The organism is Microbacterium sp. LMI12-1-1.1, from assembly GCF_040676455.1.
Classification (GTDB): Bacteria; Actinomycetota; Actinomycetes; order Actinomycetales; family Microbacteriaceae; genus Microbacterium.
Map to the genome: position 1 here is coordinate 671,230 of NZ_JBEGIA010000012.1, position 13,770 is coordinate 684,999.

Here is a 13,770-nt window from a genome sequence, read left to right on the forward strand (position 1 = left end):
ACGACGATGTGGAGTTCTCATGACACAGTCCCTTGACCGACCCCTGTCGCTGGTGGGCGATCCGCCGCCGGCCAACGAGACACGGGTGATCACGACCGCACCGGCGAAGCGACGGCGCTTCCGAGGGGACCCCACGCCTCGCGCGAAGCAGTCCTGGCGTCGTGCTCTCGCCCGCGACTGGCGGCTCTACACCTTCCTCATCGCACCGCTGATCTTCCTGCTGGTCTTCAAATACGTCCCGATGCTGGGCAACATCATCGCCTTCCGTCGATTCCGGCCCGGAGGGTCGATCTTCGGAGACGAATGGGTGGGGTTCTATTACTTCGAGACGTTCATCTCGAACCAGCAGTTCTGGACGGTGTTCTGGAACACCGTGATCCTCGGAGCGCTCACGCTGCTGATCACGTTCCCGCTGCCGATCATCCTGGCTCTCATGCTCAACGAGCTGCGGTCGCGGCGCTTCAAGCGCATCGCGCAGACGATCTCCTACCTGCCGCACTTCATGTCGGTCGTCATCGTCGCGGGGCTCGTGCTCCAGCTGACGGCACTCAACGGAACCGTGAACCAAGTGGTCGAGGCCCTCGGCGCCGACCCCGTGCCGTTCATGCAGAGGCCCGAGTGGTTCCGTGCGATCTACGTGTCCTCCGAGGTCTGGCAGACCGTCGGCTGGGGCACGATCCTCTACCTCGCGGCGCTCACGACGATCGACGACCAGCTCTACGAGGCGGCGCGGATCGACGGCGCCAACCGGTGGCAGCAGACCTGGCACATCACGCTGCCCGGCATCCAGCCGACGATGATGGTGCTCCTCATCCTGAACATCGGCACGTTCATGTCCGTCGGATTCGAGAAGGTGCTGTTGCTGCAGAACCCGCTCATCTACTCCACGGCAGACGTCATCGCGACCTACCTGTACCGCGTCGGCATCCAGTCGGCCCAGTTCTCCTACGGCACCGCCATCGGGCTCTTCGAGGCTCTCATCGGCCTGGTGCTCGTGCTCGGCGCGAACGCCCTCTCCCGTCGAATGGTTGGAACCTCGCTATGGTGACCGAATCCCTGCCCCAGAAGCCGGACATCGCCCATGTCCGAAAGGAGACCGGAGTCATCCGGGACTCGCGCGGGACCCAGGTGTTCCGTGCCGTCAACGTGATCTGCCTGCTGCTGGTCTGCGCCGTCACGCTGTACCCGTTCGTCAACCTGATCGCGAAGGCGTTCTCTTCCGAGGGCTACATCGCCGCCGGTGAGGTCAACCTCATCCCGCGCGGGTTCAACCTCGACACCTTCCGCGTCGTGCTGAGCGATCAGCTGTTCTGGACGAACTACGCGAACACGTTCCTCTACACGATCGTCGGGACGATCATCGCCATGGCGATGACGACGACGTATGCGTACGCGCTCAGCAAGCCGTATCTCAAGGGGCGCGCATTCTTCATCGGCATCGCCGTCTTCACGATGTTCTTCGGCGGCGGGCTGATCCCGAACTACATCCTCATCGCCAACTACCTCGGCTGGCGCAACAGCATCTGGGCCATCGTCGTGCCGGGTGCCCTGAGCGTCTTCAACCTGCTCGTCATGAAGTCGTTCTTCGAGAACTTTCCGACGGATCTCGAAGAGGCGGCAGCGATCGACGGGCTGTCGACGTACGGCATCTTCTTCCGCATCGTGCTGCCGCTGTCCAAGGCGGTCATCGCGACGATGACCCTCTTCTATGCGGTGAGCCTCTGGAACTCGTGGTTCAGCGCGTTCCTCTTCATGGACGACAAGACGCAGTTCCCCGTGACGGTCTACCTGCGCAACCTCATCGCCGCGGCGACGGGAACGCAGGAGGCGACCGGCGGCGAAGCCGTCCAGATCGCGTCCAACATCCAGGCCGTGACGATGCTGCTCACGGTGCTTCCGATCATCTGCCTCTACCCCTTCATCCAGCGCTACTTCGTCTCGGGCGTGATGCTCGGGTCCGTCAAGGGCTGATGATGCGCCGCTCTCGTATCCCATCCCCGCCGAACGAAGACGTTCAAGAACAGGAGACAATCATGACCATCACCCGCAAGGCACTCGCGGGCTTCGCAGGCCTCGCCGTCTGCGCGGTCGCGCTCGCCGCGTGCTCGAACAGCCCGACCGACGAGGCCGTCGCGAATGACGGCGGAGCAACCATCGACGAGGCCCACTCTGTGGGGGCCATGGAGGACTTCGGCGTCGACGTCACCTTCCAGGCGACCGAGCCCGTCGATTTCTCGCTCATGTACCGCGACCATCCGAACTATCCGGTCAAGGACGACTGGTCGGTCTTCCAGCACCTCGCGGAGGACCAGAACGTCACCTTCTCGCGCACCGACATCCCGATGGCCGACTACGACCAGAAGAAGGCCCTGCTCATCGGCAGCGGCGAGGCGACCGACATCATCTCGTCGAGCTATGCGGGCAGCGAGACCCAGTTCGTGTCGGGCGGCGCGCTTCTGCCCATCTCGGACTACTTCGACTACCTCCCGAACTTCTCGCAGAAGATCGAGGACTGGGGGCTCGAGGAAGATCTCGACAACCGCCGACAGGCGGACGGGAAGATCTACCACCTCCCGGGCCTGCGCGAGGCGCCGGACGTGCAGTACTCCGTCGTGATCCGCGAGGACCTGTGGGAGAAGGCGGGGATCACCGAGGACCCGGCGACGTGGGACGACTATCTCGAGCAGCTCGAGCAGGTCAAGGAGGCCAATCCCGAGATCGACTACGCGATGTCGGACCGCTGGACCGACTCGCAGCCCCTGGGCTCACTGCTCAACGTCATGGCCCCGAACTACGGCACCGCGGCCGGATGGGGGTATGCGAACACCTGGTACGACGAGGAGGCAGGGGAGTACGTCTTCACGGGCGCGACCGACGAGTACAAGGAGGTCGTCTCCTACGCCGCGGATCTGGTGGCGGCCGGGGTGCTCGACCCGGAGATCACGCAGAGCGACGACCAGGCGGTTCAGAAGTTCGTCTCCGGACGGTCGGCCGCCATCTCGGGGAACACGCAGGCCCTCGCCGAATACCGGACGAAGCTCGCGGACGCGGGCAATGGTGATGTGCCGATCCGCCTGATCTCGATTCCCGGGGGACCCGCTGGTTCCAACATGGCGAGCGGGCGCTTCACCTCGGGTCTCCTCATCGGCAGCGACGCGGCCGAGAAGCCGTACTTCAAGGCGCTGCTGCAGTTCATCGATTGGCTCTACTACTCCGACGAGGGCCTCGAGTTCGCCCAGTGGGGCGTCGAGGGCGAGACATTCACCCGTGAGGCGGATGGCACACGCACGCTCAACGAGGACATCGCCTGGAGCTCGATCAACGCGGGCGCACCGAAGCTGCTCAATGCCGACTTCGGCTACAGCAACGGCGTCTTCCTGCTCGCCAACGGGTCTTCCCGCGACCTCGTGATCTCGATGATGACCGACGAGATCGCGGCCTGGACCGAGGATCAGCTCGACGCGAAGGAACAGCTGCCGACCGCACCCGCTCCGCTTCTGAACGAGATCGAACTCGAGCAGACCTCGCTCCTCCAGACGCAGCTGACTGACGCGGTGCAGTCGGCGACCGCGTCGTTCATCACGGGTCAGCGATCCATCGACGACTGGGACGCGTACGTCAGCGAGATGGAGAGCCTCGGCGCGAGCCAGCTCATCGACACGATCAACACCGCGCTCGAGCGCGGCCGGAGCGAATCCACCGAGTGAGGCCCGGCGGGCCGGCTGCCTCACGCCGCCGGCCCGCCGTCCCGGCGTCCCCGCCGTCCCCGGCCGGTCCGCCGTCCCGCCGTTCCGCCCGCCCGAAGGAGAAGAGACATGAGCATCGACCACCGCCCGCGCCGGGCAGGCACGGCGGATGAGATCGGGCGCGGACCGCTCTCCCGCGCCGCCGCCGTGGTCTATCGGATGCTGGTCCTCGAGGCGCAGCTCCTGCTCGCGACGCTTCCTACGATCGGCGCCGTGCTGCTGCTCGATCGCGACCCGTCCAACCTTCCCCTGTTCGTCTTCGCTCTGCTGCCGTTGGCGCCCGCACTCGTCGCCGGTGTCTCGGCTGTCCGCGCGGCGACCCGCTCCAACGACCTGGCGCCGGGGAGGTACTTCTTCCGCGCCTATCGTCGAGACATCGGTGCGACACTCGCCTGGGCGGCTCCCGTGAGCCTCGTCCTCGCGCTGCTGACCTTCAACCTCATCCACCTCGATGCGGTCGACAGCGGAGCGGCAGTGCGCCCGCTCCTGCTGTGTCTCGCCGCGCTCGTCATCGTGTGGAGCGGCCACATGCTCGTCCTCACGGCCGGCTTCCGCTTTCGAACCCGCGATGCCGCGCGCGTCGCGCTCACGCAGATCGTTCCGCGGTGGGGTTACTCGCTGGGTGTCCTGTCGCTCGTCCTCGTCGCCGCCTTCGTCGTGCTCGTCGCATCCGAAGTGGTCCTGATGCTCTTCCTGTGGGCGTTCGTCGGTCTTCTCACGCTGATGGCGCGCCCTGTCTTCCACCACGTCACGAAGAGGTTCACCGACGATGCCTGACCTGCGACCGCGGCCGCTGCCCGAAGTCACAATCCTGGGCCACCCGGCCGGCCAGCCGGTTGCCGCACGCCTGCCCGAGCTCGATCACCTCGCCTACGGCGGGGACTACTCACCCGAGCAGTGGCCGGATGAGATCTGGGACCGCGATTACGAGGCTTTCGACGCCGCGCGCATCACGACGGTGACCGTCGGGGTCTTCACCTGGGCGCTGACGCAGCCCGACGAGGATGTGCTCGACTTCTCGATGCTCGACAAGATCGTCCAACGGGCAGCGGACGAAGGGCGGTCGATCTGCCTCGGCACGGGCACGGGGGCGCTTCCTCCCTGGATGGCCCGGAAGTATCCCGACATCACACGGGTCGATTTCGAGGGGCGACGGCACCGGTACGGACAACGTCACAATGCATGCTGGAGCTCACCGGACTATCGGCGCCTCGCCGCGCAGATCGCCCTGCGCCTCGCAGAGCGCTACGGGTCGCACCCTGCTGTCGTCGCCTGGCACGTCGGCAACGAGTACGGGGGTCGCTGCTACTGCGATCTGTGCGCCGCGGAGTTCCGCCGCTGGCTCAGGGCCCGCTACGAAACGCTGGATGAGCTGAACGAGGCGTGGAACACCGTGTTCTGGTCGCACCGCTTCACGGACTGGGACGAGATCGAGCCCCCGAGTGCGCTCACCGAGCACTGGGGAGGGCCTGGCAAGACGGCCTTCCAGGGCATCACGCTCGACTTCCATCGATTCTCCACCGACAACGCGCTCCGCCAGTTCCGCGACGAGAAGGCCGCCATCCGCGAGCACTCCGAGCTGCCGGTCACCACGAACTTCATGGGCTTCTTCCAGCCCCTGGACTATCACCGCTGGTCAGCCGACCTCGACTTCGCGTCCTGGGACAACTATCCGCGCCGATACGACGAGCCGTGGGCGACGGCGCTCGCTCACGACCTCATGCGCGGGCTGAAGGACGGCGCCCCGTTCTGGCTCATGGAGCAGACACCGTCGGTCACCGCGTCGCGCGACGTCAATCCGGTGAGGCGGCCGGGCATCGTGCGGCTCTGGTCGTGGCAGGCGGTCGCCCACGGCGCGGACTCCGTTCTGTACTTCCAGATGCGGGCGTCGCGTGGCGCGTGCGAGATGACCCACGGAGCCGTTCTCGACCACTCGGGGCGACTCGACACCCGCACCTTCCGCGAGGTTGCCGGCCTCGGCAAGGAGGTGGAGGCCGTCGGTGACATCCTCCTCGGTGCCCGGACTCCCTCACGCTGCGCGCTGGTGGTCGACTGGGACTCGTGGTGGGCGGTGGAGATGGCCGATGGCCCGAACCGCAACCTCCGGTACCTGTCGACCATCACCGATTGGGCGCGCCCGTTCTGGGAGGCCGGCGCGCAGCTCGATGTCGTGCCGGTGACTGCCGATCTGAGCGGCTACGACGTCGTGGCTGCGCCGCTGCTCCACCTCGTGAAGGGGGACACCGCTGCCCGCCTGCGCACCGTCGCCGAGCGCGGCGGCACGGTCATCACCGGGTGCCTGTCGGGCCGAGCGGATGAGGACGACCGCCGATTCCTCGCGGATGCACCCGGACCGCTCGCCGGGCTCGCCGGCGTGCGCGTCGCCGAGACGGATGCCGCCGAACCGGGCGTCATGAACCCCGTCGTGTTCGACGGGGAGGGGGGTGCCTCTCCCGCAGCCGGGGAGATGGTCTTCGAGGTGCTCGTCCCGGATGGGGCCGAGGTGCTGGCCCGCTATGGGGCGGACTTCTACGCGGGCGAGCCCGCGATCACGCGTCGTGCGGTTGCCGTCGACGGCGGCCGCGAGGGACACGTGTGGTACGTGGGCACTCAGCTCGACGCGACCGGGCTCTCGCACATCGTGACCGATGCGCTCGAGCGGCACGACCTCGTCGGCCCGTACGCCGACGTCCCCGGCCTCGAGTTCGCGACGCGGATCGCGGCATCCGGACAGACCGTCGACTTCCTGCTCCACCACGGTCCGCGGGATGCGACGATCCGCCTCCATGCGAGTGGCACGGACCTGCTCACGGGTCGTGACTTGAGCGCCGGCGACATCATCGTCCTGCATCCGGCCGACGTGATCGTGCTCCGCCGCACGCGTCCTGCACCGCGCTGATTTCCGACGCCCTGTCGAATCCCGTCGGTCCCATTCGTAGCGGTAGTGAAGGCGAGGATCCGCGACCACGAGCGCTTCACTGCTCGCGATGATCGCGATCCCGCCCACCATCAGGCCGGCCCTGGTCTGATGCGTCACGCGAGAGAGAGGATATGAGCATGCAGTACCTGGTCAACGTCATCGACAGCCGAAGCAACTCGGGGACGGCCGAGGAGGGCGTCGCGATCGATGCGTTCAACGACAGGCTCCGCGCCGGCGGCCACTGGGTCTTCGCCGCCGGGCTCGCCGATCCGACCGTCTCCACCTTCATCGACGGCCGTGGCGACGAGCCGGTGTTCACCGACGGTCCGTTCGTCGAGGCGAAGGAGTGGGCCGCGGGGTTCTGGATCATCGAAGCCGACGACCTGGACGTCGCCCTGAAGCTGATGGTCGAGGGCTCCAAAGCCTGCAATCGTCGGCTCGAGGTGCGGCCGCTGCTCGCCGGGTGACCGACGCGCATGATGCCCTGACCCGCGCTCACCGCGACGAGTGGGCGCGGGTGGTGGCGACCCTCGCGAAGCGGTTCGGCAACCTCGACATCGCCGAGGATGCCGCCGCGGACGCGTTCGCCTCCGCCGCCGAGCACTGGCCGGCGGAGGGCATCCCGCCCAACCCCGGCGCGTGGCTCACGACCACCGCCACCCGTAAGGCGATCGACCGCATCCGGCGCGAGAGCAGCCGTGACGCGAGACACAGGGAGGCGCAGCTCGTGTACGACGCAGAGCCCGAGCCGCTCGGCGCGATCGGCGACGACCGGTTGCGGCTGATCTTCATCTGCTGTCACCCTGCCCTCGCTATGGAGGCGCGTGTCGCGCTGACACTGCGGATGGTCGGCGGACTGAGCGTGCCCGAGATCGCCCGCGCGTTCCTGGTGCAGGAGACCACGATGGGGGCGCGCATCACGCGGGCGAAGGCGAAGATCGCCGCCGCCGGCATCCCGTACCGAGTGCCGGGGGCCGAGGACCTGCCGGGCCGGGTGGCGGGTGTGCTGACCGTGCTGTTCCTGATCTTCAATGAGGGATATCTCGCCAGCGGCCCCGACAGCGCACCAGTGCGCGAGGAGCTGACCGGCGAGGCGATCCGTCTCGCCCGGCTCCTGCACCAGCTGCTGCCCGACGACGGCGAGGCGACCGGGATGCTGGCGCTGATGCTGCTGACCGACGCGCGCCGCCCGGCGCGCGTGTCGTCGGCAGGCGAGCTCGTGCCTCTCGGCGAGCAGGACCGCGGGCAGTGGGATGCCGAGTCGATTGCGGAGGGGCACGCGCTGGTCCGTGCGCGACTGGCATCCGGCATGCCGCCGGGCCGCTACCAGCTGCTCGCCGCGATCAACGCCGTCCACACCGACGGCGACGCGACCGATTGGACGCAGGTGGTCGCGCTCTACGATCACCTTCTGCGGCTCGACCGCTCGCCGATCGTGCGGTTGAACCGCGCGATCGCGGTGAGCGAGCGCGACGGACCGGAGGTGGGGCTCGCCCTCGTCGACGCTCTCAGGCCGGAGCTGGAGTCCTACCACCCGTATCACGCTGCCCGTGCGGAGCTGCTGCGGCGACTGGGGCGACCCGCGGAGGCGGCCGCAGCCTACGACGCGGCGCTTGCCCTGGCGAGCAACACGGCGGAGGTCGCGTACCTCACGCGACAGCGGGACTCGACCCGACCGTCGGAATGAACCGCACCCCAGCTGTCACGTTCGTCGCGTCCCGCGCCGTGGCGATCACGCATACCCTGGTCCCTACGAGGAGACGTCCACGGGGTGGTCGGCACTCCAGGAGGCGAGCAGCCGCAGCCGCTCGGCCGACGGCGACCCTGGTTCGGCGGTGTAGATCAGCAGCACCTGGCCCGGCTCGGCGGTGATCGCGAGTTCTTCGAAGGCGAGGGTGACGTCGCCCACGACGGGATGGTGGAAGTGCTTCGTGCCCGCCCCGTGTGTCCGCACATCGTGCGCACCCCACAGCCGGCGGAACGTGTCGCTGCGGGTCGACAGCTCGCCGACCAGGTCCTGCAATCCCTTGTCGTGCGGATCGCGGCCCGCCTCGCTGCGCATGATCGCGACGCACATCTCGGCCATGCGATCCCACTCCGGGTAGAACTCCCGCGACGCCGGGTCGAGGAACTGGAATCGAGCCAGGTTCGGCGTCCGGCCGCCGTCTCCGATGAGCGGGGAGTAGAAGGCGCGGGCGAGGGCGTTGGTCGCGAGCATGTCCTGGTGCTGATCGCGCACGAAGGCCACCGCGTCGGTGATCGCCGACATCGCCCACAGCAGGCTCGGCCGCGGCGCCGCCGCCTTCGCCGCGCGGCGGCGGGGACGCCCGGAAGACGGGATGCCGTCGGCCGCACGCGCGAGGTCGAGAAGGTGCGCGCGCTCGGTGTCGTCCAGCTGCAGTGCGCGCGAGACGGCCTCGAGCACGGACGCGGAGGCGCCGGCGATCGCCCCGCGCTCGAGCTTGGCGTAGTACTCCACGCTGACTCCCGCCAGCATCGCCACCTCAGTGCGTCGCAGACCCGCCACGCGCCGGTTCGAGCCGGCGGTGAGTCCCGCGGCGTCCGGCGTGACCTTCGCCCGCCGCGACATGAGGAACTCACGCACCTCGGCTCGGTTGTCCATGTCGACATCGTAGGTCGGGCGTCGCTGCCCGGGGGATGCCCTGGCGGTACACCCCTCGTCAGGGACTCCTCCCGCCGGCGCGCGGCCGGAAGGCTGGTGGCATGCTCGACCAGACCGCTTCGCCTTCGACCCCGCTGCGTCGGCTCCTGCCGACGCTCCTGCTGCTGCTGACCGTGTTCGGGCCGATCTCGATGGACCTCTACCTGCCCGCCCTCCCGGCGCTGACTGCGGAGTTGGATGCCGCGACCTCCGTCGCGCAGCTGACCGTCACCGCCTGCCTGATCGGGCTCGCCGCAGGGCAGCTGATCGCCGGTCCGCTGTCAGACCGCTTCGGGCGACGTGGCATCCTGCTCGTCGGCATCGTCGCGTACATCGTCACCTCGGTGCTCTGCGCGATCAGCCCCACCGTGGAGCTGCTCATCGTCGCCCGGTTCGTGCATGGCCTCTCCGGTGGGGTCGGCATCGTGATCGCCCAGGCAGCCGGCCGCGACATCTACGCGGGCGGCGCCCTGATCCGCTTCTACGGCCGGCTCACCGTCATCGGCGGTCTCGCCGCCATCGTCGGGCCGCTGCTGGGCGGAATGCTCAACGCCGTGACCGACTGGCGCGGACTGTTCGTCTTCCTCGCCGCGATCGGCGCGCTCATCCTGATCGCCACGCTGCTGGTGTTCCGCGAGACGCTCCCCGTTGCGCTGCGCTCACGTGGAGGGTTCGCCCAGACCATGAGTGACTTCCGGACGCTCCTGTCGGACCGCGTCTTCCTCGGAGCGGTCCTCAATCAGGGGTTCCTGTACGCGGCGCTGTTCGCGTACCTGTCGGGCGCGACCTTCGTGCTGCAGGACATCTACGGCCTCTCCCCGATGGGGTACGCCCTGGCCTTCGGGCTCAACTCCGCAGGCTTCATGACCTTCGGCTACCTCGCCGGCCGCGCGGCAGAGCGATGGAGCATCGTGGGAACGCTCGCGATCGGCATCCTCGTCTCCGCGCTCGGGGCAGCCGGACTGCTCGTGGCCGGCCTCACGGCGGTGCCGCTCTGGGTGGTCATCGTGGCGCTCTTCCTCCTGGCCGCCGGCGTCGCGATCTCGTCACCGCCGGCGACCACGCTCGCCCTGGTCGAGTACCCGCAGATCGCCGGGACGGCGTCGTCGCTCCTGGGGATGGTCCGGTTCGGCTTCGGCGGCGTCGCAGCCCCGTTGGTCGGCGTCGCCGGTGCCCTCAGCATCCTCCCGCTCGGCGTGGTGACGACCGTCGCGGTGCTGCTCGCGGCTGCGGCGTCTCTGCTCATCGCCCGGCGACTCACGGTCGACGCCCGCGCGGCGAACCGGCAGCCGGCGCTCGTCTCCTCCGCGGTCCACGAGTGAGCAGACGCCGCCGGACCGCGTCGTCCCCGTGCCGTGCGGCGAGGCTCAGTCCTGTTGGTGCAGGTGGTCGCGGTGCTTCTCGGCCTGGTGGCGCTTGGTCTGGACGTCGATCGGACCGGTGACGCTGAGCTCGTCCTCCCAGCACTCGATGCCGGTGATGTCGGGAAGGAGTGCACGGGTGAAGACCGGGTCCCGGCCGGCCCGGCGCTGCGCGGTGTAGTCCTTCAGCAATCGGAAGGAGATGCCTGACAGCAGGCCGATGGCGATGAGGTTGGTGAGCGCCATGAGCCCCATCACGCCGTCGGCGAAGTTCCAGACGAGGTCCGCTCCCACGACCGATCCGGCGAGCACGGCGACGATGACGAGGATGCGGTAGCCGGTCAGCACCGAGCGACGGGTCGTGATGAACTCGATGTTCGACTCGCCGTAGTAGTAGTTGCCGAGAATGGATGAGAACGCGAGCAGGAAGATGATGACGCTCAACGCGATGTTGGACCACTCGCCGAGCGTGCCGACGAGGGCGCCCTGCGTCAGTCCGATCCCTCGCTCCGCCCCGGCGAGATCGGGCACCGAGACGAGGATGATGAATGCGGTGATCGAGCACACCAGGAAGGTGTCGAAGTAGACCCCGAGAGTCTGGACGAGTCCCTGCTTGACCGGGTGCGTCACGGCGGCGCTCGCCCCCGCGTTGGGTGCCGAGCCGAGGCCGGCCTCGTTCGAGAACATGCCGCGCTTCACGCCGGTGAGGACGATGTAGCCGAACGTCGCGCCGACGACTTCGTTGAACCCCCACGCCTGGGTGAAGATCTCCGCGAAGACCGGGCCGATCCGGTCGACGTGAAGCCCGACCACGATGAGGCCCAGCAGGAGGTAGGCGAGCGCCATGATCGGCACCAGCAGCTGCGTGACCGACGCGATGCGACGCACGCCGCCGAAGACGACCAGGCCGGTCAGCGCCGCGATCCCGATCCCGATGCCCCACGGGAGCCATGCCGGGCCGCCGCCGATGCTGGAGGTCACGGTCGCCGAGATCGTGTTCGCCTGCAACGAGCTGAAGGCGAAGGGGAAGCAGACGATGAGGATGATCGCGAACCACACGCCCAGCCAGCGCGCCTTGAGCCCGCGCTGCATGTAGTACGCCGGGCCGCCGCGGAAGCTGTCACTGTCGCGCACCTTGAACAGCTGCGCGAGGGAGGACTCGATGAAGCTGGAGGCGCCGCCGATGAACGCCATGACCCACATCCAGAACACGGCTCCGGGACCGCCCACCGCGATCGCTGTTCCGACGCCCGCGATGTTGCCGACACCCACGCGCGACGCCGCGGAGATCGTGAACGCCTGGAACGCCGACACCGACTGCGGCTCTCCGGATGCCGTGCGCGGAGTCTTGTCGGTGAGCGTGCGGAACATCTCCGGGATGAGTCGGAACTGCACCACCCCCGAACGGATCGTGAAGTACAGCCCGAGGAAGACGACGACGGGAAGCACCACCCAGGTCCAGAGATGGTCGCCCCACGTCAACAGCCACTCGTTCACGTCATCCATGGACGTCAGTATGGCGAACGAGTACCGAAGAGCAAAGGAACGGCGGCGGCCGGTCGGCTGACCGCGTCACATCGGGAGGGCATGCCCGCGGGGCTCTGTAAGCTGGCGGAGGCGCGTCGGGAAGTCTGGTCGACACTGTCTCTGTCGATCGATCAGCCGGATGGCATCCCCGTGACTCATCAGAACCCACGCCCCACTTCCTCCTCGTTCCCCCGCCGGGGAAGCTACGCCGAGGCGAGCCGGATCGGCGCGCTGCTGCGGAAGGAAGCCGTCGGCGGCGCGCTCCTCGTGGCCGCTGCGGTCGTCGCCCTCATCTGGGCGAACAGCCCCGCGGCGGATTCGTACTTCGCGCTGCGGGACGTCACCGTCGGCTACGCTCCGTGGCACCTGGACCTCTCGCTGGGCACCTGGGCGGCGGACGGACTCCTCGCGATCTTCTTCTTCCTCGTCGGACTCGAACTCAAGCGCGAGGTCGTCGTCGGCGACCTTCGCGACTTCCGCACCGCGATCGTCCCCGTCGCCGCGGCGGTCGGCGGAGTGGTCGTCCCGGCCGTGATCTACACGGCCGTCGTGTGGAACCACCCCAGCCTGGCGGTCGGCTGGGCGATCCCGACGGCCACCGACATCGCGTTCGCGGTGGCGGTTCTGGCGCTGGTCGGCTCCCATCTGCCGAGCCCGCTCCGGATCTTCCTGCTCACGCTCGCGGTCGTCGACGACCTCATCGCGATCCTCATCATCGCCATCTTCTACACCAGCGAGATCGACGTGGTTGCGCTCGTCATCTCGCTGGCCGTGATCGCCGTCTACGGCTTCCTCGCCCAGCGGTACCAGGCGGTGTTCCACCTCAAGCCCGCCGCCGCATGGGTGATCCTGCTCCCGATCGGCTTCGCCGCATGGGCCTTCATGCATGCGTCGGGTGTTCACGCCACGATCGCGGGCGTCGCCCTCGCGTTCACGATCCCGGTCAGGCCGCCGAAGGGCGGCGCGGTGACGTCACGCGACGGCGGACTCGCCGAGGAGTTCGAGCATCGGTTCCGGCCGCTCTCGACGGGCTTCGCCGTGCCGGTCTTCGCCTTCTTCGCGGCGGGCGTCGCACTCGGCGGCGTCGAAGGCATCACGCGGGCGATCACGGACCCCGTCACGATCGGCGTCGTGGCGGGGCTGGTGCTGGGCAAGCCGATCGGGATCGTGCTCACGACCCGTGTGCTCACCGCTGCGACGCGGGCACGCCTCGACCCCGCGCTGCGCTGGATCGACCTCATCGGCGTCGGCATCCTTGCGGGGATCGGCTTCACGGTCTCACTGCTGGTCGCCGAGCTCAGTTTCGGCGCGGACAGTCCGCACAACGACGACGCAAAGATCGCCATCATGGTCGCGTCCGTGGTCGCCTCGCTCGCGGCATCGGTGATCCTCCTCGCGCGCAACCGTCGCTACAAGCGCATCGCCGCCGAGGACGCCGTCGACGCCGACGGGGACGGCATCCCGGATGTCTACGAACGGGACGCCACCGCCGACGACCAGCGCTGACCCGCGCGCTCGCCGGCGACCCTTCTCTGGGTTGCCATCAGGAGATCG

11 protein-coding genes are annotated in these 13,770 nt (G+C 68.3%); 9 read left to right on the forward strand and 2 right to left on the reverse strand.

Annotated features, from left to right (window positions below; translation table 11 throughout):
• Positions 1-19 precede the first annotated feature (19 nt).
• The 7 genes from MRBLMI12_RS11570 (at position 20) to MRBLMI12_RS11600 (ending at position 8,353) form a co-directional block, all read left to right on the forward strand.
• A complete protein-coding gene (locus tag MRBLMI12_RS11570) occupies positions 20-1,048 on the forward strand; it encodes an ABC transporter permease (RefSeq protein ID WP_349426125.1) in 1,029 nt (342 codons plus the stop codon).
• Complete coding sequence (locus MRBLMI12_RS11575; RefSeq protein WP_363356621.1) at positions 1,042-1,971, forward strand: carbohydrate ABC transporter permease; 930 nt, start codon at positions 1,042-1,044, stop codon at positions 1,969-1,971. Before MRBLMI12_RS11570 ends, MRBLMI12_RS11575 begins: the two co-directional genes overlap by 7 nt.
• Before the next feature lie 62 nt (positions 1,972-2,033).
• Entirely contained in the window at positions 2,034-3,707 is a 1,674-nt protein-coding gene (locus tag MRBLMI12_RS11580) for an extracellular solute-binding protein (RefSeq protein ID WP_363356622.1), read from the forward strand.
• A gap of 108 nt (positions 3,708-3,815) precedes the next feature.
• Positions 3,816-4,523 carry a hypothetical protein gene (locus MRBLMI12_RS11585; RefSeq protein ID WP_363356623.1) on the forward strand — a complete coding sequence of 236 codons (708 nt, stop codon included), beginning with the start codon at positions 3,816-3,818 and terminating at the stop codon, positions 4,521-4,523.
• A complete protein-coding gene (locus MRBLMI12_RS11590; protein ID WP_363356624.1) occupies positions 4,516-6,645 on the forward strand; it encodes a beta-galactosidase in 2,130 nt (709 codons plus the stop codon). Before MRBLMI12_RS11585 ends, MRBLMI12_RS11590 begins: the two co-directional genes overlap by 8 nt.
• A 158-nt stretch (positions 6,646-6,803) precedes the next feature.
• Positions 6,804-7,133 carry a YciI family protein gene (locus MRBLMI12_RS11595; protein ID WP_363356625.1) on the forward strand — a complete coding sequence of 110 codons (330 nt, stop codon included), beginning with the start codon at positions 6,804-6,806 and terminating at the stop codon, positions 7,131-7,133.
• Positions 7,130-8,353, forward strand: a complete 1,224-nt coding sequence (locus MRBLMI12_RS11600; RefSeq protein WP_363356626.1) for an RNA polymerase sigma factor — start codon at positions 7,130-7,132, stop codon at positions 8,351-8,353. The genes MRBLMI12_RS11595 and MRBLMI12_RS11600 overlap by 4 nt, the downstream gene beginning before the upstream one ends.
• 63 nt (positions 8,354-8,416) lie before the next feature.
• Here MRBLMI12_RS11600 and MRBLMI12_RS11605 read toward each other — a convergent pair whose 3' ends face one another.
• Positions 8,417-9,289, reverse strand: a complete 873-nt coding sequence (locus MRBLMI12_RS11605) for a helix-turn-helix transcriptional regulator (RefSeq protein ID WP_363356627.1) — start codon at positions 9,287-9,289, stop codon at positions 8,417-8,419.
• Between the two features lie 101 nt (positions 9,290-9,390).
• Between MRBLMI12_RS11605 and MRBLMI12_RS11610 the strand changes: the two genes are divergently transcribed.
• Complete coding sequence (locus MRBLMI12_RS11610) at positions 9,391-10,650, forward strand: multidrug effflux MFS transporter (protein ID WP_363356628.1); 1,260 nt, start codon at positions 9,391-9,393, stop codon at positions 10,648-10,650.
• Positions 10,651-10,695: 45 nt separating this feature from the next.
• Here MRBLMI12_RS11610 and MRBLMI12_RS11615 read toward each other — a convergent pair whose 3' ends face one another.
• A complete protein-coding gene (locus MRBLMI12_RS11615) occupies positions 10,696-12,195 on the reverse strand; it encodes an alanine/glycine:cation symporter family protein (RefSeq protein WP_363356629.1) in 1,500 nt (499 codons plus the stop codon).
• Between the two features lie 165 nt (positions 12,196-12,360).
• On the opposite strand from MRBLMI12_RS11615, the gene nhaA reads away from it, so the two are divergent.
• Positions 12,361-13,722 (forward strand): Na+/H+ antiporter NhaA, encoded by a 1,362-nt coding sequence (nhaA, locus tag MRBLMI12_RS11620; RefSeq protein WP_414686220.1) that lies wholly within the window; start codon positions 12,361-12,363, stop codon positions 13,720-13,722.
• Positions 13,723-13,770: the final 48 nt, after the last annotated feature.

Coding starts and splice junctions, on each gene's coding strand:
- MRBLMI12_RS11570 (WP_349426125.1), top strand. CDS start 20: ATGACACAGTCCCTTGACCGACCCCTGTCGCTGGTGGGCGATCCGCCG.
- MRBLMI12_RS11575 (WP_363356621.1), top strand. CDS start 1,042: ATGGTGACCGAATCCCTGCCCCAGAAGCCGGACATCGCCCATGTCCGA.
- MRBLMI12_RS11580 (WP_363356622.1), top strand. CDS start 2,034: ATGACCATCACCCGCAAGGCACTCGCGGGCTTCGCAGGCCTCGCCGTC.
- MRBLMI12_RS11585 (WP_363356623.1), top strand. CDS start 3,816: ATGAGCATCGACCACCGCCCGCGCCGGGCAGGCACGGCGGATGAGATC.
- MRBLMI12_RS11590 (WP_363356624.1), top strand. CDS start 4,516: ATGCCTGACCTGCGACCGCGGCCGCTGCCCGAAGTCACAATCCTGGGC.
- MRBLMI12_RS11595 (WP_363356625.1), top strand. CDS start 6,804: ATGCAGTACCTGGTCAACGTCATCGACAGCCGAAGCAACTCGGGGACG.
- MRBLMI12_RS11605 (WP_363356627.1), bottom strand. CDS start 9,289: ATGGACAACCGAGCCGAGGTGCGTGAGTTCCTCATGTCGCGGCGGGCG.
- MRBLMI12_RS11610 (WP_363356628.1), top strand. CDS start 9,391: ATGCTCGACCAGACCGCTTCGCCTTCGACCCCGCTGCGTCGGCTCCTG.
- MRBLMI12_RS11615 (WP_363356629.1), bottom strand. CDS start 12,195: ATGGATGACGTGAACGAGTGGCTGTTGACGTGGGGCGACCATCTCTGG.